Source organism: Actinomycetospora sp. C-140, from assembly GCF_054796175.1.
In genome coordinates, this window is record NZ_JBTWNF010000013.1 from 140,888 (window position 1) to 159,850 (window position 18,963).

Genomic DNA, 18,963 nt, shown 5'->3' on the forward strand with positions numbered 1-18,963 from the left:
GCGCTACCGCTCGCGCCACATCACCGTCAGGACGGCGCCGAGCACCGCGAGCACCGCGATCCCGGCGACCGAGTGCAGCCCGAACCGCGCGGCCTCGTCCCGGAACCGGGCCTGGGTGAACAGGACGACGAAGAGGACCGCCGTCGCCCCGGCGGACCCGGCGAACACGGTCACGAGCGTCGACGCCGCGTTGCGGGCACGCGTCAGCCCGATCCGTTCCAGCGCCACGGAGTAGAAGACCGCGACGCACGACAGCGCGCAGACCCCGATGAAGCCGAGCGCGTTCAGCGCCACCAGCGGGTCGAGCGCGACGAGCCCCGCGACGGCCGACGCGGCCGTCGTCGCCCCCAGGACCTGCACGGTCCCGCGCGCCAGGATGCGCATGTTCGGGGGCATCACCAGGCCGAAACTAGACCCGGCGTGATCCGCGGCCGTCACTCGCCGCTCTCCGCGCCTCCGGTTCGTCCGGCTGCGCGAGGGCAGTGGTCGGTTCGGCCGCGCTCAGTGGTCGTACGGGCTCCGTGGCGGGCGCGGGTGGGTCGCGTGGTCGGCATGGTCGGCGGCACCAGGGGCACCCGGCTCGTCGGGACGGGGCACCTCGTCCGCCGGCCGCGTCGACCACTGCCCGCGGGCCCGCACCCGCAACGTGACCACCGCGGCGACCGCGCCCACGGCCCCGATCACGAGGAACGGGCCCAGCAGAAGGACCATCCAGTCACCCACGCGTCCACCCCCTCTCGGTCCGCGGACCCTGCCACACGCACGGACCCCGGGGGATCTCCCTCGACGCCTTCGGCCGGACGTCAGCCCGCGGTCGGCGGCTCCACCGATCAGCGATGCGCCTCCGCGTCGTCAGTACCGGTAGCCCCTCGCACCGGTGGAAGGATCGATGACCATGAGCGACGCCGCACCGGCAGGCGCCGACGAGGCCACCTTCGTCGCGACCGCCCGCGCGGAGGACTCCGCGCAGTTCGCGCTCCTGACCGAGCGCCACCGGCGTGCGGTGCAGGTGCACTGCTACCGGATGCTCGCGCACTACGAGGACGCCCAGGACCTGACCCAGGAGACGTTCCTGCGGGCGTGGAACAAACGGGCGTCGTTCGACGGTCGCGCAGCGCTGCGGACCTGGCTGTACCGGATCGCGACGAACGCCTGCCTGGACTTCCTGGAGAAGCGCAACCACCGCACGCCCGTACCGGCCGACCTGCCGGGTGCGGGCTCCGAGGTCCGGTACCTGCAGCCCTACCCGGACCGGATGCTTCCCGAGGACCCGCACGACGCGGCGGTGGCGCGGGAGACGATCGAGCTGGCGTTCATCGTCGCCGTGCAGCACCTGCCGCCACGGCAGCGCGCGGTGCTGATCCTGCGCGACGTCCTCGGCTGGCCGGCGGCGGCGACCGCCGACGCGCTCGAGCTCAGCGTCGCCTCCGTGACCAGCGCCCTCCAGCGAGCGCGCGCGACGATGCGCCGACAGCTGCCCGACCGCCGGCTCGACTGGCGCGCCCCCGCGACGCACGACCTGTCGGACGACGAACGCGCGACGGTGACGGCCTGGGTGGACGCCCACGAGCGCAACGACCTCGAGGGGCTCCTGTCCCTGATGCGCGAGGACCTGCGCTTCGCGATGCCGCCGGACCCCGGCGTCCTGGTCACCGCCCGGTCCGCCCTGGACTCCTGGGTCGCGAACGGGTTCGGCGGGCCCGGTTACGACGACTGGCGCTGCCTCGTCACGACCGTCAACCGGATGCCCGCCGTCGCGGAGTACCTCCGCACGCCCGACGACCCCGTGTACCGGCTGTTCGCGATCGACGTCCTGCTCATCGTCGACGGGAAGATCGCCGAACTCACCGGGTTCCCCGCTGCCGACAAGCCGTGGCTGGGCCTGCCCGCGACCCTGTGATCTCCAGCGTGATCTCCGCCGTGGTCACCGCCGCGTCTCGTAGCGGGCCAGCGTCACGCCGCCGGGGAACGACCGGGTCTCGACCAGGTCCACGGTCACCCAGCTGTCCAGCGCCGTGAAGAACGGCGTGCCGCCACCCACCAGGACGGGATGGGTGACCAGGGCGTACTCGTCGATCAGCCCGGCGCGCATGGCGGCCCCGGCGAGCGTGGCACCGCCGATGCCCATCGAGCCGCCGTCCTCGGCCTTGAGCCGGGTGATCTCGGCGACCGCGTCGCCGCTGACCAGCCGGGCGTTCCCGGCGACCTCGCCGAGCGTCGAGGAGAACACCACCTTCGGCGTGTCCCGCCAGTTCCGCGCGAACTCGATCTCCGCCGCGGTGGCGCCGGGCCGCTGGTCGCCGGTCGGCCAGAAGGAGCTCATCTCCTCCCAGAGCTTGCGACCGTACAGCGACAGCTCCCGGGCCTGCTCCTGCTCGAGCCACCACGCGAAGAGCTCGTCGCCCGGCCCGGCGTGCGCCTCGGCGTCCCCGCCGCTCCAGCCGATGTCGTCACCGGGCGCGGCGATGTAGCCGTCCACGGTCAGGTTCATCGCGAAGATCAGTTTCCGCATCGTGCCAGCCTCCGGTGAGTCGGTCCCACACAGAGAGACGGGCGGGGCGCGGGGAACTGATCGGTGCGGGGTCGGACGTCGCGGCTGACGTCAGCCCACGGTGTTCCTCGCGCCGGGCCCGGAGGTCCCGCCCGGCAGGTGGCGCGCGAGGGCGTCCCAGCTCACGTCGTGCTCGATCTCGGCGGCCTCGGCGGGCGCACCACCTCGCAGCCCGAACAGGCGCTTGGAGACGAGCAGGTAGACGACGACGGCGACGTTGATGACGATCCCGATGATCGTGCCGGGGCTCGCGGAGCTGCTGAGCTGGAGCACCTGGGGAACCAGGAGCATGGTGGTCAGGACGGTGCTGAGGTACTGGCCCCAGCAGGTCGCCCGCCACAGCCCGATTCCCTCGACGGCCTCCAGCACGAGCAGGACGAGGACCCCGGCGGCGACGAGCCACAACGGTCCGGCGCCGCGGGAGAGCAGGCTCTGCAACCCGGCGACCGTCTGACCTCCGATGATCTCCTGGAGCGAGGCGGCACTCCCCACGAGGCTCTCGCGGAGAGCGGTCCGGTTGGCCAGGACGGCGACCACGCCGCCGAGCACGAACAGCAGAACGAGCACGTTGAAGGCTCGCGTCAGCGCGATCAGACGCAGGACGACACGGCTCTTGAGTGGACGCCCCCGCGTCGGCAGGACGACCTCGTCAGGAGCCGCCACGGTCCCGCGGATCGGCGTGCTCGGGGCCGGCAGCAGGATCCACGCGTCGCAGCGCAAGCATCGATGCGCCCGTGCTCCGTGGCCGGCGTCCCTGACGATCAGCGCGTCCTCGTCGGTGACCGAGGCGGCGTCGGTGCCGATCAGGACGTGGCCGTTCCAGGCGCACGACAGCAGCTCGAAGCACAGACGAGACCGATGCTGTTGGGTGCCCGTGCCGGGAGGCCGCACGAAGCCATCGGCCGAAGCCTGCGACTGCATCAGGTGGGCCTACCCGGCATCCGGAGCGCGCAAAGGACCACCGCGGCATCGATGCCACGGCGTGTAGCGAGTGAATCTCTCCCTCGGCGGCGAGGGGGTCGCCACGGAGCCGATCGCGAGGGAGGAGGACCCGTGACCGGTGTTGGTGCAGTCATGGGTGCAGGTGCAGGCACACAGGACCCCGCGGCGGGTCTCCTGGACCCGTCCTCGCAGGTCGGACCGGTCGGGGTGGCGGGATTCGAACCCACGGCCCCTCGCTCCCAAAGCGAGTGCGCTACCAAGCTGCGCCACACCCCGTGTCGGCGAGTCTAGGGGCGAGGCGCGGGGACCGCGGAGGCGACGCTGCCTCCCGGCCCGTGTCGCGGGCGCGTCACGGTCGACGCGCCGGCGGGGTCAGTCCAGCCCGCGGACGATGTGGTCGTCCTCGAGGCCCTCGACACTGTCGATGGTCTCCACTGCGGTGTTCATCCCCGACTCCTCTCCTCGATGCTCGCCGGTCGTCCCATCGTGGCGAGGAGTACATCCCTACCGACCGGTATCGGTAAGAGGTCACGTCTTAATGATCGTTTCAGTCGATCGGTCAAGACCCGGACGGGTCGAGATCAGGAGCGCGTCATCCACCGCCGCACCCGCCCGGAGGTGCGTGGGGCGCTCGTGATCACCGAAGCCGGCCCCCGCCGCCCCGTGACCGACGGGGAGTTCGTGCGCAGGAAGCAACGAAGATCCGGTTGAGCACGCCGGCAGGACGTTCGCGCGACCAGAGCCACGTCCGGGGCCACCGGAAGAAGGACGGAACGGCCATCCGCTACGGTGGGCATGGGCCGTATCGGCCCGCCGCGGGCGTAGCTCAATGGTAGAGCCCCAGTCTTCCAAACTGGCTACGCGGGTTCGATTCCCGTCGCCCGCTCCACAGCGACACCGCAGGTCAGCGCGTCGTCGACCCCCACGCCGGGGACTCCTCCCGATGTCGTGACTCCCCGGCGTGCGATTAGCGTGCGATTAGGACGCCGCCGCATCGTCGCCCTCCTCGTCCTCATCAGCCGGCCGTGATCGCTCGACGTGAGCGCTGAGGCTGTCCGCGATCGCCCGATCCCGCTCGTCGCTCGCGTGCTGGTAGATCAGCGCCGCGCGCATCGAGGCGTGGCCCATGCGCCGCATCAGCTCCCGGGTGCTGGCGCCCGAGATCGCTGCGAGCTGGTTGCCCGTGTGCCGCAGGTCGTGGAAATGGAACCCGGCCGGGAGCCCGACGTTGACGACGGTCTTCGTCCATGCCGTCTCGCGGTGGAAGTTGCCACGACGCAGCGCCCCTCCTCGCGACCCGGTGAACAACAACCCTGCGGGTCCCGGCTCGCCGAAGCGCTCGACGTGCTCGGCCAGCTCCTCGATCAGCACGTCAGGCAACGCGACGCCCCGGACGCCCGCCTCGGACTTCGGAGGCCCCACGACCATCTCGCCGCCCTGGGTCTGTCCGAGGCTGCGGTGCACCCGCAGCACCTTGGCGGTCAGGTCCACGTCACAGCGCCGCAGTGCGATCAGCTCACCCCACCGCAGGCCGGTGAACGCCGCCGCCAGGACCAGCGCCCGGTAGCGGTCCGGAAGGGCGGCACGTAGGGCGAAGACCTCCGGGACCGAGGCGAACGGGCGCTCCGGCGTCCGGTACTGGCCGGCGCCCTTGATGCGACACGGGTTCCGCTTCACGCGCCCGTCGTCGACCGCCGTCGCCATCACCGCGTGCAGGAGTCGGTAGGCCTTTGCCGTCCGATCCTCCGAACGCCCCGACGCGAGCAGCAACGCGCGCCAGGTTCGGACCCGCTCGGTGCTCAGGTTCGCCAGCTCGACGGCCGACAGGAACGGCTCGATGTGAAGCCGCCACAGACTCGCGTACTCCTCGCGGGTCCGGCGAGAGCACCGGTGCTCGGCGATCCACTGACGGCCGTACTCCCCCAGCTCGACCTCTCCGAGGTAGGGGTCGGTCCAGTCGCCGCGCAGCATCTCGCCTTCCAGCACCGACAGCCACTGCTCGGCGTCGCGTTTGCGCTCGAAGGTCTCCGGGGCGACGCGTCGCTGGCCGTCCTCGCCGAGGTAGCTGGCCTGGTAGCGGCCCGAGGGCAGCTTACGGATCGACCCGAAGCGCCGGTGGCCCTTCTTGTTCGCCATCACGCCACCCCCCGTCGCACTGAACCGCCCCGGCGTGTCCGGAGACCTGATCGTCTGAGGAGATCTGGTCATGTCACGTCGATCCCAGCCGCCGTATCCCGCGGAGCTGAAGCAACGAGCGGTGCGGATGGTGGGCGAGATCGAGGCCGACTACGAGTCGCCGTGGCAGGCGATGCGCGCGGTCGCGGAGAAGCTCGGGATCGGGTCGACCGAGACCGTGCGGCTCTGGGTGCGCCAAGCCGAGATTGACGGCGGGACCCGGCCAGGCGCGACGACTGAGGAGTCCGACGAGCTCAAGCGGCTGCGCCGGGAGAACGCCGAGCTCAAGCGGGCCAACGACATCCTCAAGGCGGCGTCGGCTTTCTTCGCGGCCGAGATCGACCGGCCACATCGTCGCTCGTGAGGTTCATCGAGCAGCACGCCGCCCACACCTCGGATGGGCGGCGTTGGGGCGTCGAGTCGATCTGCACCGTGCTCACCGAGCTCGGTGTGTCGATCGCCCCCTCCACCTACTACGACGCCCGCCGTGCCCGGGCCGCCGTCTGTGACAGCCAGGCGCGATGAGCATCTGGCCGGCGAGGTCGCCCGGGTGCACGCCGAGAACTACGGGGTCTACGGCGCCCGCAAGGTCTGGGCCCAACTGAACCGCGAGGGCATCGAAGTGGCCCGCTGCACCGTGGAGCGGCTCATGCGCGCCCAGGGCCTGGCCGGGGTGCGCCGCGGACGCCGGTTCCGCACCACCATCGGTGGTCAGGGTCCGCGAGCCCAAGACCTGGTCGGGCGCGAGTTCAACCCGCCCGCCCCCGACCGGCTCTGGGTCGCCGACTTCACCTACGTGGCGACCTGGTCGGGGATGGTCTATGTCGCCTTCGTCATCGACGCCTACTCCCGGCGCATCATCGGCTGGCGCGCGGCCACCACCATGCGCACTGACCTGGTGCTCGACGCGCTCGAGCAGGCCGTGTGGACCCGTGAACAGCAGGGCGTCAACGAGCTCGCCGAGCTGGTCCATCACTCCGACGCCGGCTCGCAGCCCAGATTCAACTGGTCGACGCAACATCAGCTATTGGACTGACCGTAGGTGATCATCGAGGACCTCGCTAGGAGTGCGCCAGCCGAGTGTCTTGCGAGGTCGGGTGTTGAGCGCAGCGGCGACGGCGTCGAGCTCGTCGCGACGATGCCGGGACAGGTCGGTGCCCTTGGGGAAGTACTGACGAAGAAGGCCGTTGGTGTTCTCGTTGGTGCCGCGCTGCCAGGGACTGTGTGGATCGCAAAAGTAGATCTCTAATCCGGTGTCGATCCGCAGCGTCGTGTGCTGGGCCATTTCCGCGCCCTGGTCCCAGGTCAACGTCCGGCGCAGCGCCTCGGGCAGCGTGGTGATCTGGGTGGCGATCGCGTCGCGGACGGCTTCAGCGCCGTGCCCGGCCAGCGCCGGCCCGTTCTTGGTCTTCGGGTCGTCGCCTTGGCGGTGTCCGGGCATCGGGGGAAGCTCGAGCAGCATCGTGAAGCGGGTTGTGCGTTCGACCAGGGTGCCGATCGCGGAGCTGCCCACTCCAAGGATGAGGTCGCCTTCCCAGTGCCCGGGTACCGCGCGGTCCTCCACCTCGGCCGGGCGTTCGCTGATCATCACCTCAGGGGTGACGAACTTCTTGCCCCGCCCACGCACTCGGGCCCGGGGCACCCGCAGCACCCGCCCGGTGCGCAGGCACGCGGCCAGTTCGCGGCGCAGTGCGCCACGGCCCTGCACGTAGAGCGACTGGTAGATCGCCTCATGGGAGACCCGCATGGACTCATCGTCGGGGAACTCCACCGGCAGCCGGTGCGCGATCTGCTCGGGGCTCCACGCGGTGGCCCACTGCCGGTCCTGGCGCGGCCCGTGCCGACGCTTGCGCCACGGAACTTGCGGGCCCGCGATCGGGCGCCCGTCCGGGGCGCTGATCTCTCCGGCCAGCCGCTCGCTCACGTACTCACGCAGCTGAGGATTCGCGGCGAGCTTGGCGGTCTTGGGGCGGCGAGCCCGCCGTTCGGCGTGCCACTGGGCCACCGACGCCCGGTAGTCCAATCGGCCACCCCGGGTTGCGGCGTTGCGGCGCAGCTCTCGCGAGATCGTCGAGGGGTCGCGACCGGTCCGCCGGGCGATCTCGCACACTCCGAGACGCTGGGCCCGCAGCAGCGCGATCTCCTCGCGCTCGGCGAACGAGAGATAGCGACCAGTGGGCTCGTCGAGGGTGATCGGCGCCATTCCGCCACCGTCACGGAACCACCGCGTCCCTACCGGAACCGACACACCGCACCCCAGCGCGGCGTCCTCGCTCGAGGCGCCCTCGGCGATCAACCGCCAGAACCTCCGCGCCACATCACGCTGATTCGCCGGCGGCCGACCCGGTGACTGCATCGGCGCCCGCCCCGCACGCTCCGAGGACCGCGTCCTTGCCCGTCCTGCCACAACACCCTCCTCGACCAGGATGTTGCGACGACCCCTTGAACCCGAGCAGTACACCTCGATCGCGTTCACCGAACGCCTCGCCGAAGCCGGCGCCGCCCCCTCGGTCGGCTCGGTGGGGGACGCCTACGACAACGCCCTGGCCGAGTCGACGATCGGGCTGTTCAAGACCGAGCTGATCAAGCCGAGGGCGCCGTGGCGCACCGTCGAACAGGTCGAGATCGCCACCCTCGAATGGGTCGACTGGTTCAACCACCGGCGCCTGCACTCCACCTGCGGCGACATCCCACCCGCCGAACTCGAAGCCGCCCACTACCGTCACCACCAGCCCCACCCGGAGCCGGTGCAGTCAAGCCCGTAGCTCTCCGGACACGCCGGGGCGGTTCAAGTCGGTCCGCGCGAGGGGCCGTTCAAGATCGTTTGCTTCCTCCCTTGCTGGCGAGCCTCCGACGGCCGAAATGCCCGCGTGCGCGGTGGGGCCAAGAACGGGCCCCACCCACTACGCGCCGACGCCCCGTGCCGCTTGGGTTGGAGGCCCATATGGCGACATGCGAGGCTGCGCCGCCTCAGCCTCAGAATTCGATGGTGTCTTTGGGTCGGGCGGCGCGCGCCGGCGCGGTGGTGAGCCAGGTCGCGACGCGGGTGAGTTTGACGTTCGTGTCCTGGGAGGATTTGACCAGCATCTGGAACGCGGCATGGGCGTCGACCGTGAACCGTTCCATAAGGATGCCCTTGGCTTGTCCGATCAAGTCACGGCTGTCGACGGCCTTCTGCAGGTGCGCGGCGTGGTTGGCGCCGTAGAGCACGAGAGCGGCTTGCACACCGAACAGCCCGCACAGGGTGCGGCTTTGCTCGTCGAACGCATCGGCCGTCGCCGAGTACAGATTCAGCGCTCCGCGCATGCTGGTTTCGGTGGACAGCTGGGTGGACATCAGGCCCAGGTAGCCGGCCTCGACCGCATAGGGCGCGAACCGGGGCCAGCGGTGCATATCTTCGTCGGCGAGGTCCTGGGCGACGATGATCCCGTTGGGCGGCGGGTCGTCGATGGCCCCGATGCAGGGTCCCTCGCGTAGCTCGGACTGGGTGTCGTCGAGTTTGCGGATCAGGTCGGTGGTGGGATGGCGGGTCTCGATGCGTTCGTGCACGGTCAGCGAGATGCTGGCGGCGTCGACCGCAGGGATGGTGTCGACAGCCGCGATGACGATCCGGGCGAGGGTGTCTTCGAGGTCGCGGATGCTTGGCTGTTGAGCCAGCGCGCGGCCGGCGTTGCGCATCGCGAGGACAAGCTCGTCGTTCTGGGTGGCTTCCATGTGCGGTCTCTCCATCCGCCGAGGGCGTGGGAGACGGGACGCGACACCTGGGGGGTGGAGCGAGGAGGCAGAGCCGAGCAACATGCATTCGTTCCACCCCCGCCCCGAACAGGGTGACGGAGGATGCACATGAAGAACGAAACCACCGGGCACGCACCGCTGTGATCGCAGCGGCATCCCGAGTCCAATGCCGACCCTAGGGGTGGAGCCGGTCGCCTGACCGTACACGGCCTAGCTCGGAACAGCGTTGCGCCTGCACAGCGCCGCAATCACGACGACGAGGAGGAGGAGTCGGTGCTCCCGTCGTCCCCGCTGTCCTGGCCGACCTCATCTCGGCGCTGGCGTTCGCGGTAGCCGTAGGCCGCGCGGCGCACGGCGTCCTCGCTGTCGAGCCCGGAACCCAGGGCACCGGCGACGGTGGCCAGGCCGGTGGCCAGCCAGGCGAGTAGGAAGTGGTCGCCGTATGTGGGTGGTCGCCCGAGGGAGGAGCCGAGCACCGAGGGCTCGAGGAAGAACAGTGAGCCGAGCAGGCTGAGCACGTAGACCGCGACGAACATGACCAGCACCCCGATACTCAGGGTGATCACGGTGGAGGCGTTGTAGAGGAGGGTCTCCTTGCGCTCGCTCTGGTCGCGGGCGCGTTCCCACAGGTGGTGGGCGCCGATGATCCAGGCGACCATCAGCGCCACCGACACCACGGTGGTCACGACGAGCTTGCCAGCCCCGAGCAGGGTGGAGAGTTCCCAGACCGTCGTCGAGGTGATGATCAGGTACGCACCGGTGGCCAGGACGGCAGCCAGGGCGCTGCGCATACCGACCAGGAGGCGCCAGGGCTGGTTGGTGCGCACCATCCCGGCGAGCAGACGCGCCCGCCCGCGTCGCGGGGTGGTCACGTAGCGCCGGGTGTGCTCGCCATCGCCGGCCTGGACAGCGCGCACCGGCTGAAGGCGACTCGCGAGTGCGCGCGCGAGCCGGCTCGGCTGGTCCTCTCCGCGGTCGAGGCCGGCGTCATCGTCGGTGAGGTCGTCGACCAGCCGCACGATCGCGTGGCGCACCTTGTGGTGCTGGCCGAACGCGCCGAACCCGGGCAGGGAGAGCCCGGCGACACGACGATCGTGGTCGAGGTCGACCAGAATCGGCTGGTCGTCGTGCTGCATCGGCAGGTCGGTGAGGTAGATGCCGATGTCCCAGTCGGTGTCGGCGGTCTGGTCGGCGATCGCGCCGATAACCTCCTCGGGGTCCTGCACCGAGGCAGTGACCGGGTGGGTCATCGTGCGGACATCCCATGTGATCCCGCGGTCGACCCGCGCCGCGAGCTCATCGGGCAGGTCCTCGACCAGCTTCGCCGCGACCTCCGCAGGGGTGTCGGGGTCGGCGAGCAGGCCCACCACCAGCGTGCGGCGACCCGCCGCCACCGAACTCGGGCCCTGTTCCTGTTCGAGGTCAGTCATCGGTCCTCCAGACCGCCCACGCCACCAGGCCGGCAACGAAGGCGGCGGGATGAACGGCACAGCCCGGACGGCAAACCCTGGTGAGGACGATTCCCCTGTTCTCGCCAGGGCTCCCCGCGCTGTATGGCCAGACCGTTCGTCATGGAGTTGTCAAGGATCGATCTTGCCGGGCCGTACCGCCGGAGCCGGCGAGGTGACATGCGGTCCGAGCCTCCACGCTCGTCTTCACGGGCACTCGGTGCGAAAACTCGACTCAGACCGCTTCCCTGACCCTCGCTCGCCCTCGACCACACGCGGTCGGGCAGCACCAACACGAAGCGGTCATTGGCGTGCGATTGGCGTGCGATTAAGTGCGGTCACTCTGGGCCAGCACCGGAACCAACCGACGGGTTTCGGTCCAGGTCAGCCGTCCTGACCGGGCCCTTGGCGCGGCCTTCCAAACTGGCTACGCGGGTTCGATTCCCGTCGCCCGCTCCAGCCCGTCGTCGCAGGTCAGGTACCTCGGACGGGGACCGCTACTTCTGCAGCAGGTCGGCGGCTCGCCAGAAGGCTGCGGCGTCCTCGGTCGGAATCCGCTCGATCAGCGCCCTGCGGACGGCTCCGGCGTGCGCGACCCGGGCGGCGGCGAGCGCTCGTCGCCGTCGCCGGGCTCGCCGACCCACCGCTGCGGCTCGCGCTCGGCACCGACGCGGTGGCCCTGGCGCGGGATGCGGCGCGACGGTGGGCGGAGCAGGACCGCCGGTGGGCCGACCTCGGCGCCGCCGTGGGCTTCGGCGCCGGTCCCGGTGGCACGTAGGCGGCCGGCTCCCCACGGCGACGCGACCGCGACGGGACGACGGCGCCCGTCCCGGGTCTCAGACCTCCGCGGGGCGCCGTCGCCACAGCCCCAGCCCGACATACATCCCGACGAGCGCGACGGCGAGGCCGATGACGGCGGGGATCGTCAGCTGCTCGCCGAGGATCGGGACGGCCGCCAGGGCGGTCGTCGCCGGCACCAGGTTGAGCAGCGAGCTCACGTGCACCGTCGAGCGCCACCGCAGCAGCAGGAACATGAGCACGAACGCGCCGGCGGAGTTGATGACGCCGAGCCAGACCGACACCGCCCAGCCCACGGCGTCGGTGGGCAGCCAGCCCGCGCCGAGGAACGGCATCGCCACGACGGTGACCACCAGCGAGGTCGCCATCTGCACCGCCACGCTCGTGGCGACGGGCGTGCGGTCGTTGAACCGCTTCTGGTACAGCGTGCCGGACGCCATCGAGAGCATGCCGAACACCGGCAGGAGGACCGCGGAGCCGAGCGACCCGCCGAGCTTGCCCGCCAGGACGATGTAGACGCCGCCGGCGCCGATGAGCAGCCCGATCACGGGTGCCGCGCCCAGCCGCGTGCCGAGGACGAGCGGGGTCAGCAGTCCCACGAGCAGCGGCGCCATGCCGAGGATCAGGCTGTTCAGCCCGGCCGGCACCCCCGCGGCGAGACCCGTGTAGACGAAGGCGAACTGACCCACCTGCAGGAGCAACGCGGTCAGCGCGAGGTGCCCCCACGCCCGTCCCCGGGGCAGGCCGGGCCGGGTGAGCGCGATCGCGACGAGCACCACGGCCAGCGCGATGAGGAAGCGCCACAACAGCACCGTCGGCACGGCCATGTGGGCGGTGGCGATCTTCCCGACGATGAAGCCGGACGCGTAGACGGGGACGAACGCGATGCTGAGCAGCACCACGAGCCACCGCGCGGGAGACCCCGCGTCCCCGACCTCGTCGCTCGTCGCGGGCGCGACCGTGTCGACCCGCGCGCCACCGAGCATGGTCGCCAGTCCATAGCACGGCTAACGACAACGCAAACCGTCGTGGCTCACACCGCCGTGACGGACCGGCCGCTCAGGCGGGCTGGTCGAGCAGCTCCCGCAGGTGCCGGTCGATCTGGGGCATGTAGTCCGGGTTGACGTCGAAGAGCCCGAGGTGCCCCAGCACGTCGTCGACGACCCGCAGCTCGGATCCCTTGACCATCGCCTGCTCGGCCGCGCAGTCGCGCACGGGGAAGAACATGTCCTCGCTGATGGGCATGACGAACGTCGTCGCGGTGATGCGTCCGAGAGCCGCGGCGAGGTCGCCGCCGGTGTGCCGTGCGACGTCGCCGCGCTGCCACTTCCACGCCATGCACAGCAGGTCGTTCGGGTCCATCACCGCGAAGTAGGGCTGCAGGAAGCCGGCGAGGAAGGCGTCCATGTCGTCGAACCCGACGGCCGTGTACACCTTCTGCTTCCAGAACTCGGTGGAGAAGCCCATGACGCCCCACATCCGGGCGTGGCGCTCGAGCCCGGCCGCGACGTCGGCGGGGCTGCGGTACTCGCCGCCGTTGAAGCCCGGATCGCTGGTGATCGCCTCGACGAGGGTCCGGGTGAACAGGAAGTCGTGGTCGGTGTTCTGCGCGGTGCCGGCGATCGGGGCGGCGCGGCGGACCTTGTCGGGGAAGCGGACGGCCCACTCGTAGGTCTGCTGGGCGCCCATCGACCCGCCGACGACGAGGGCGAGGCTCTCGATGCCGAAGTGCTCGCGCAGCAGGCGCTCCTGCGCGACGACGTCGTCGCCGATGCGGACGTGGGGGAAGGCGGACATGGCGAGGTCGGCGTTGGCGCCCGCCGCGTTGTGCGGGGAGGTCGAGATGCCCGAGCCGATCTGGTCGACCACGACGATGAACCAGCGCGACGGGTCCAGCGCGTGGCCTTCGCCGATGTAGTGCTCCCGCCAGATCTGGTGGGTCCCCGAGTACCAGGTGGTGACGAGGACGGCGTTGTCCTTCGCGTCGTTCAGCGTCCCGAAGGTGATCACGCCGAGCTGGCAGTCGGGGATCGACCCGCCCTCCTCGAGATCGAGTCGCCCGACGCTGATCAGGTCGTGGTCGCCGTGGTATTCGGTGCCGTAGTACGGGTTCTCGATCGCTGCCATGGCGCCAGCCTGGCAGCCTCTGTGTTCCGGATCACTGTCCGAACGGACGGGATCGAGATCGTCACCGGAGGGGCCGTGGACTGGAACCCGCTGCTGCGCGACCAGATCGAGTTCCCGTGGAGCTCGTTCCGGCCGCGGCTCGACGACCTGACCGACGAGCAGTACTTCTGGGAGCCCGCGCCGGGCGCCTGGAGCGTCCGGCCCCGCGGGCAGGCCGTGTCGTCGATGGCGGCGGGCGGCGGCGACATGGTGATCGACTTCGCCTTCCCGGAGCCGGACCCGCCACCGGTGACGACGATCGCCTGGCGGCTGGGGCACGTCATCGTCGGCGTGCTGGCGATGCGGGTCGCCGGACACTTCGGGGGCCCCGCGGTCGACTACGGCAGCCACCACTACGCGCCGACGGCCCGGGAGGCGCTCGCGCAGCTCGACGACGCCTACGCGGCGTGGACGGCCGGGGTGCGCGAGCTCGGGGAGGCCGGGCTCGCCTGGCCGTGCGGCCCGAGCGAGGGCCCGTACGCCGACGAGCCGATGGCGGTGCTCGTGCTCCACATCCACCGCGAGCTGCTCCACCACGGCGCGGAGATCGCGCTGCTGCTCGACCTCCACCGCGCCCGGTCGGGCTGATCCCGGCGCGGCGGACGGCGGGGGCCCCGACCGCTCCGGAGCGCTCCGGCATCATGGGCGGCAATGGCCACCGGGACGGCGGACGCGACCGTGACGACCACGCCTCCCGGGACACCGGGCTCCCCCGCCGGGCCCCGCCCGCGGGACCGGGTGCTCGTCGGCGTCGCCGCGGGCGTCGCCGCCTGGCTGCTCCTCGTCCTGGCCACGCGCCTGCCGTTCGGCTCGCCGCTCGGGGTCGAGGACAACGGCGACGGCTACCGGCTGTTCTGCGGCGCGGGGCTGACCCCGAACACCCTCGACGGGTTCGCCAGCTGGAAGAACGGGTGGATCGCCTCGTACGCCCTCGGGCCGCCGACCTGCGCCGACCCGGTGCCGTCCTCCGCGCTGGTGATCGCGCGGCTGTCGACCCTGCTGGTCTCCGGGACGTGGTCCCCGGTGGTGCTCGGCTGGATCTACGCGGTCCTGGTCGGCGTGGCCGTGGGCCTCGGGGCGTGGGCCGCCTCGGCGGCCGGGCGCCGGCGCGCGCTCGCACTGGCGATCCCGGTGCTGCCGCTGGCCGCCGCGACCTTCCCGCGCTTCTTCGTCTCCACCTACAGCGAGCCGGCCGGTCTCCTCGGCGCCGTCGCGGCCGCCGCCGGCGTGGCGGCGGTGCTGGTCACCCGCCGCGAGCACCGGGGCGCGCGCGTCACCGCCCTCGTCCTCACCGCCGCGGGCGGGCTGCTCGCGACCACCGCGAAGGTCGCCTACGTGCCCCTGCTCGCGGCCGCCGTGCTCGTCTGCGCGGTCACGGCGATCGGCGTCCGGCACGCGCGTCGCGCGGGACCGGCGCTCGCCGTCGTGACCGTGCTGGTCGCCGCCCTCCCCGTGACCGCCGCGCTGGAGCGCCAGCAGCAGTTCTACGCATCGGTCAACGCGCACAACCTCGTCTTCACGACGGTCCTGCTCGAGCTCGGGCCCTCCGCGGCCGCCGACCTCGGCATGCCGCCCGCGGCCGTGGCGAGGACCGGCGACGGCTACTTCAACGACGAGCCGCGCCCCGACGGGGAGGCGTGGTGGGAGGACGCGATCCTCGACCACCCCGACGCGACGCGGACGGCGGCGCTCGCCCTGCTCGCCGAGCACCCGGGGGCCGCGGCGCGGGCGGTCGGCGTGGGGCTGCAGGCGACGACGTTCGCCGACCTCCGCTACCTCGACTCACCGCCGACGCCGGCGTCGATGCTCTCGACGACGTCGGGGGACCTGGGCATGTCGGGCTCCCGCCAGCCCGACCTGTCCCGCGCCCTGAGCGACACCGGCCGGCCCCCGTGGCTGCCGACCGCGCTCGTCGTCGTGGCGTTCGCCGCCGCCGCCACCGCGCGGTGGCAGGGCCGCGCGGCCCGCTGGTCGCTCGCTGCGGGGCTCGCCGCGGGGACGGCGCTGGCGCTCGTCGTCGTCGCGGTCGCCGGGGACGGCTACTACGAGGTGTTCAAGCACGTCTGGCTCGCGGCCTACCTGCTCGCCCTGGCGGGGCTGTGCCTGGCCGGGGCGGCGACCACGGGCGTCGCGGGGCTGGTGCGGCGGCGCCGGGGGTAGGAAGGACCCGTGCGCGGCTACGGGTTCGTCGGTGTCGGTGGTCCGGATCAACAGGCGTTCCTCGACGTCCCGGTGCCCGAGCCGGGCCCCGGGGAGCTGCTCGTGCGGGTGCGCGCCGCCGGGGTCAACCCCGGCGACTGGCGGATGCGCAACGGCGAGTACGGCACCGTCGGCCCGGCGGTGCTCGGGCGCGAGGTCGCGGGCACCGTCGTCGCGGTGGGGCCCGACGTCACCGGCGTCGGTCCCGGTGACGAGGTCTTCGGCGGCTGTCCCGGGATGGTCGGCGGCTGGGCGGAGCAGGCGCTGGTGACGGCGTCGTTCGCCGCGCACCGCCCGCCCGGGGTCTCGGCCCGGGACGCTACGGCGTTGCCCGTCGCGGCGGGCACCGCGTTCGACGCCCTGGACAACCTCGCGCTGCCCGCGGGAGCCACCCTGCTCGTCAACGGCGCCGGCGGCGGCGTCGGCATCCCGACCGTCCAGCTAGCCCGGGCCCGCGGCCTGCGGGTGGTCGGCACCGCGAGCGAGGCCAAGCAGGACCTGCTGGTCGAGCTCGGGGCCACGGCCGTCGTCGGGGGCCGCGACGTCGCGCACCACGTCCGCGCGGCGGCCCCGGACGGCGTCGACGGGGTCTTCGACCTCGTCGGCGGCGACGCGCTGCGGGCCGTCGCGCCCCTGACCGACCCGGCGCACCTGTTCTCCGTCGCCGACAAACCACTGGTCGCCGAGCTCGGCGGGCGCGACGTCGCCCGCGACCGCAGCACCCGGGTGCTCGACGCGCTGGCGGGACTGGTGGCGGACGGCGCGCTCGATCCGTTCGTGCGCACCGTGCTGCCGTTCGACCGTGTCGCCGAGGCGCTCGCGACGGTCGAGGACGGTCACGCGCTGGGCAAGGTCGTGATCACCATGGCGGACGACTGACCGCCGGAGCTGCTGATGTCACGGTGCGCGAACTCCATCGATGGAGTTTCACCTCAACGAGTGGGTCCTCACTCCATCGAGCGGCATCTGGGGCCGTCCGCACGCTGACGATGGACCGATCGGCGGTGTCGTGACCCCCGTCCGTTTGACTGAGCGAGTATTCAGTGAACGCACCCTCGATGAGTGGGCGTTCATGCCTTCGGGAGACTCCTCCGCGCCGCGATCACCGCGGTGACACGCACCGGAAGGAGATCCATCATGACCCGACTGCAGCGCCTCGCCGCGGCGGCCGCGATCGCCGGCGCGGGCAGCCTCGCGCTGTCCGGCGTCGCGAGCGCGTCCGAGTCGCACCCCTCCCACGGCGACGGCGAGTCCGGCCACTCGAGCAGCCACGGCGACCGCAAGGGCCTGGTCACCGGCCTGGCCGGCGCGGGCGGCGAGCTCGCCGGCGGGGTCGGCGGGCTCGTGGGAGGCGTCGGCGGCGCCGTCGGCAGCGTGCTGGGGAGCGACGCGGTCGGCGACGTGGTCGACGGCCTGATCTAGCCGGTGGCGCTCCGCGCCGTGTGAGCAGAACGAGGTGCTCCGGCACTTCGAAGTGCTCACGAGCGCGCAGCGCACCGGCCTCACTCCGGTTCCTCGGGGGAGTCGGAGCGGGACGGGTTCGCGCCGGAGGTGCGGGTCCCGGTGGCGCCGGAATCGCCACCGGGCCCCGCACCCTCGGTCATGGTGCCGCTCGCCGGCGCCAGGCGCCGGAGCACGTGGTAGCCGACGATGACGACGATCGAGCCCAGGGCGATGCCGGACAGCGATCCGCCGCCGATCGAGAGCGCGACGTCGCCGATGCCGATGACGATCCCGGCGGCCAGGGGCACGAGGACCTCGGGGCGGGAGAAGTCGACCCGGTTCTCCACCCAGATCCGCGCCCCGAGGAGCCCGATCATCCCGTAGAGCACGACGGTGATGCCGCCGAGCACGCCGCCCGGCGTGGCCGCGACGACGGCGCCGAACTTGGGGCAGAACCCGATGAGGATCGCGACGGTCGCGGCGACCCAGTAGGCCGCCGTCGAGTACACGCGCGTGGCGGCCATGACGCCGATGTTCTCGGCGTAGGTGGTGGTCGGCGAGCCACCGACGCCGCCGGCGACGGCGGTCGCGATGCCGTCGGCCGCGAGGGCGCGGCCCAGGTACGGGTCGAGGTCCTCCCGGGTCATGCTGGCGACGCCCTTGACGTGTCCCGTGTTCTCGGCGATCAGCGCGATCGCCACCGGCACGATGATCAGGATCGCCGAGGCGCTGAACGCCGGCAGGTGCAGGCCGGGCGCCTCCGGCGTCCCGAGCGGCAGCCCGATCCAGGAGGCGTCGCCGACCCCGGAGAGGTCGACGCGCGGGTGCGTCGAGACGGCACCGGAGGCGTCCGGCCCGGTGATGGGGCCGAGCGTGGCGTCGAGCAGCAGCGAGAGGGCGAACCCGACGACCAGGCCGACGAGCACGCCGAGCCGCGAGAGCATCCCGCGCCCCGCGACGGCGGTGCCCATGACGACGAGCATCGTCACCAGCGCGACGGCCTCGTCCTGCGGCCAGTAGGTCCCGGCCACGACCGGGGCGAGGTTGAAGCCGATGAGCATGACCACCGCGCCCGTCACGGCGGGCGGCAGCACGGCGGACACCACCCGTCCCCCGCCGAGGTGCACGGCGAGCCCGACGAGGGCGACGACGACGCCGCACACCGCGATCGCACCCGTGACCTCGGCGCTCGTGCCCCCGTCGGCCCGGACCGCAGCGACCACCCCGACGAACGACGCGCTCGTCCCGAGGTAGCTGGGGATGCGCCCGCGCGTCATCAGCAGGAACAGCATCGTCGCGAGCCCGGAGAGCAGGATCGCGAGGTTCGGGTCGAGGCCCATCAGCACCGGGAAGACGAACGTCGCCCCGAACATCGCCAGCACGTGCTGGGCGCCGAGGCCGACCGTGCGCCCCCACGAGAGCCGCTCGTCGGGCCGCACGACCTCGCCGGGGGCGGGTGCGCGTCCGTCGCCGTGGACCGTCCATCCGGTGATCACGGCGCACAGG

16 protein-coding genes, 2 tRNA genes and 2 pseudogenes are annotated in these 18,963 nt (G+C 72.1%); 8 read left to right on the top strand and 12 right to left on the bottom strand.

All coding sequences use genetic code 11. The features are described 5' to 3' along the window. Positions 1–3 precede the first annotated feature (3 nt). Both ACR9E3_RS21450 and ACR9E3_RS21455 read right to left on the bottom strand, forming a co-directional pair. The gene (locus ACR9E3_RS21450; RefSeq protein ID WP_460382556.1) at positions 4–438 is read right to left on the bottom strand and encodes a hypothetical protein; all 435 of its coding nucleotides are present in this window, start codon (positions 436–438) and stop codon (positions 4–6) included. Between the two features lie 63 nt (positions 439–501). After that, on the bottom strand, positions 502–711 hold the full coding sequence (locus tag ACR9E3_RS21455) for a hypothetical protein (protein ID WP_460382557.1): 210 nt from the start codon (positions 709–711) through the stop codon (positions 502–504). 184 nt (positions 712–895) lie between these two features. On the opposite strand from ACR9E3_RS21455, the gene ACR9E3_RS21460 reads away from it, so the two are divergent. Further along, the gene (locus ACR9E3_RS21460) at positions 896–1,900 is read left to right on the top strand and encodes an RNA polymerase subunit sigma-70 (protein WP_460382558.1); all 1,005 of its coding nucleotides are present in this window, start codon (positions 896–898) and stop codon (positions 1,898–1,900) included. 24 nt (positions 1,901–1,924) lie between these two features. On the opposite strand, the gene ACR9E3_RS21465 is transcribed toward ACR9E3_RS21460, so the two are convergent. The 3 genes from ACR9E3_RS21465 to ACR9E3_RS21475 form a co-directional block, all read right to left on the bottom strand. Then, positions 1,925–2,512 (bottom strand): dihydrofolate reductase family protein, encoded by a 588-nt coding sequence (locus ACR9E3_RS21465; protein WP_460382559.1) that lies wholly within the window; start codon positions 2,510–2,512, stop codon positions 1,925–1,927. A gap of 90 nt (positions 2,513–2,602) precedes the next feature. Beyond that, complete coding sequence (locus ACR9E3_RS21470) at positions 2,603–3,472, bottom strand: DUF2127 domain-containing protein (protein WP_460382560.1); 870 nt, start codon at positions 3,470–3,472, stop codon at positions 2,603–2,605. Positions 3,473–3,695: 223 nt separating this feature from the next. Beyond that, positions 3,696–3,769, bottom strand: a tRNA-Pro gene (locus ACR9E3_RS21475). Between the two features lie 539 nt (positions 3,770–4,308). On the opposite strand from ACR9E3_RS21475, the gene ACR9E3_RS21480 reads away from it, so the two are divergent. Beyond that, positions 4,309–4,382, top strand: a tRNA-Gly gene (locus ACR9E3_RS21480). Positions 4,383–4,471: 89 nt separating this feature from the next. Here ACR9E3_RS21480 and ACR9E3_RS21485 read toward each other — a convergent pair. Continuing rightward, positions 4,472–5,629, bottom strand: a complete 1,158-nt coding sequence (locus ACR9E3_RS21485; RefSeq protein WP_460382561.1) for a tyrosine-type recombinase/integrase — start codon at positions 5,627–5,629, stop codon at positions 4,472–4,474. A 70-nt stretch (positions 5,630–5,699) separates the two neighbouring features. Between ACR9E3_RS21485 and ACR9E3_RS21490 the strand changes: the two are divergent. Then, positions 5,700–6,662: pseudogene (locus tag ACR9E3_RS21490) on the top strand (IS3 family transposase); the annotation flags it as partial. 30 nt (positions 6,663–6,692) lie between these two features. On the opposite strand, the gene ACR9E3_RS21495 reads toward ACR9E3_RS21490, so the two are convergent. After that, the gene (locus ACR9E3_RS21495; RefSeq protein ID WP_460382562.1) at positions 6,693–8,024 is read right to left on the bottom strand and encodes an IS30 family transposase; all 1,332 of its coding nucleotides are present in this window, start codon (positions 8,022–8,024) and stop codon (positions 6,693–6,695) included. A 97-nt stretch (positions 8,025–8,121) separates the two neighbouring features. Between ACR9E3_RS21495 and ACR9E3_RS21500 the strand changes: the two are divergent. Then, a pseudogene (locus ACR9E3_RS21500) lies at positions 8,122–8,433 on the top strand (integrase core domain-containing protein); the annotation flags it as partial. 211 nt (positions 8,434–8,644) lie between these two features. Here the strand turns inward: ACR9E3_RS21500 and ACR9E3_RS21505 are convergent. From ACR9E3_RS21505 to ACR9E3_RS21520, 4 genes are all read right to left on the bottom strand, one after another. Beyond that, positions 8,645–9,382, bottom strand: a complete 738-nt coding sequence (locus ACR9E3_RS21505) for a GAF and ANTAR domain-containing protein (RefSeq protein WP_460382563.1) — start codon at positions 9,380–9,382, stop codon at positions 8,645–8,647. 269 nt (positions 9,383–9,651) lie between these two features. Then, positions 9,652–10,833 (bottom strand): hypothetical protein, encoded by a 1,182-nt coding sequence (locus tag ACR9E3_RS21510; RefSeq protein WP_460382564.1) that lies wholly within the window; start codon positions 10,831–10,833, stop codon positions 9,652–9,654. A gap of 854 nt (positions 10,834–11,687) precedes the next feature. Further along, entirely contained in the window at positions 11,688–12,635 is a 948-nt protein-coding gene (locus ACR9E3_RS21515; RefSeq protein ID WP_460382565.1) for a DMT family transporter, read from the bottom strand. A gap of 73 nt (positions 12,636–12,708) precedes the next feature. Then, positions 12,709–13,776: an alpha/beta fold hydrolase gene (locus tag ACR9E3_RS21520; protein ID WP_460382566.1), complete on the bottom strand. Its 1,068-nt coding sequence runs from the start codon at positions 13,774–13,776 to the stop codon at positions 12,709–12,711. A 75-nt stretch (positions 13,777–13,851) separates the two neighbouring features. On the opposite strand from ACR9E3_RS21520, the gene ACR9E3_RS21525 reads away from it, so the two are divergent. From ACR9E3_RS21525 to ACR9E3_RS21540, 4 genes are all read left to right on the top strand, one after another. Beyond that, a complete protein-coding gene (locus ACR9E3_RS21525; RefSeq protein WP_460382567.1) occupies positions 13,852–14,403 on the top strand; it encodes a DinB family protein in 552 nt (183 codons plus the stop codon). A gap of 63 nt (positions 14,404–14,466) precedes the next feature. Beyond that, positions 14,467–15,975, top strand: coding sequence for a glycan biosynthesis hexose transferase WsfD (gene wsfD / locus ACR9E3_RS21530; protein WP_460382568.1), 1,509 nt, complete (start codon positions 14,467–14,469; stop codon positions 15,973–15,975). 9 nt (positions 15,976–15,984) lie between these two features. Then, positions 15,985–16,893, top strand: coding sequence for an NADP-dependent oxidoreductase (locus ACR9E3_RS21535; protein WP_460382569.1), 909 nt, complete (start codon positions 15,985–15,987; stop codon positions 16,891–16,893). Between the two features lie 258 nt (positions 16,894–17,151). Continuing rightward, positions 17,152–17,436 carry a hypothetical protein gene (locus ACR9E3_RS21540; RefSeq protein ID WP_460382570.1) on the top strand — a complete coding sequence of 95 codons (285 nt, stop codon included), beginning with the start codon at positions 17,152–17,154 and terminating at the stop codon, positions 17,434–17,436. A gap of 80 nt (positions 17,437–17,516) precedes the next feature. Here the strand turns inward: ACR9E3_RS21540 and ACR9E3_RS21545 are convergent, their stop codons facing one another. Then, positions 17,517–18,962: a uracil-xanthine permease family protein gene (locus ACR9E3_RS21545; RefSeq protein ID WP_460382614.1), complete on the bottom strand. Its 1,446-nt coding sequence runs from the start codon at positions 18,960–18,962 to the stop codon at positions 17,517–17,519. Position 18,963: the final 1 nt, after the last annotated feature.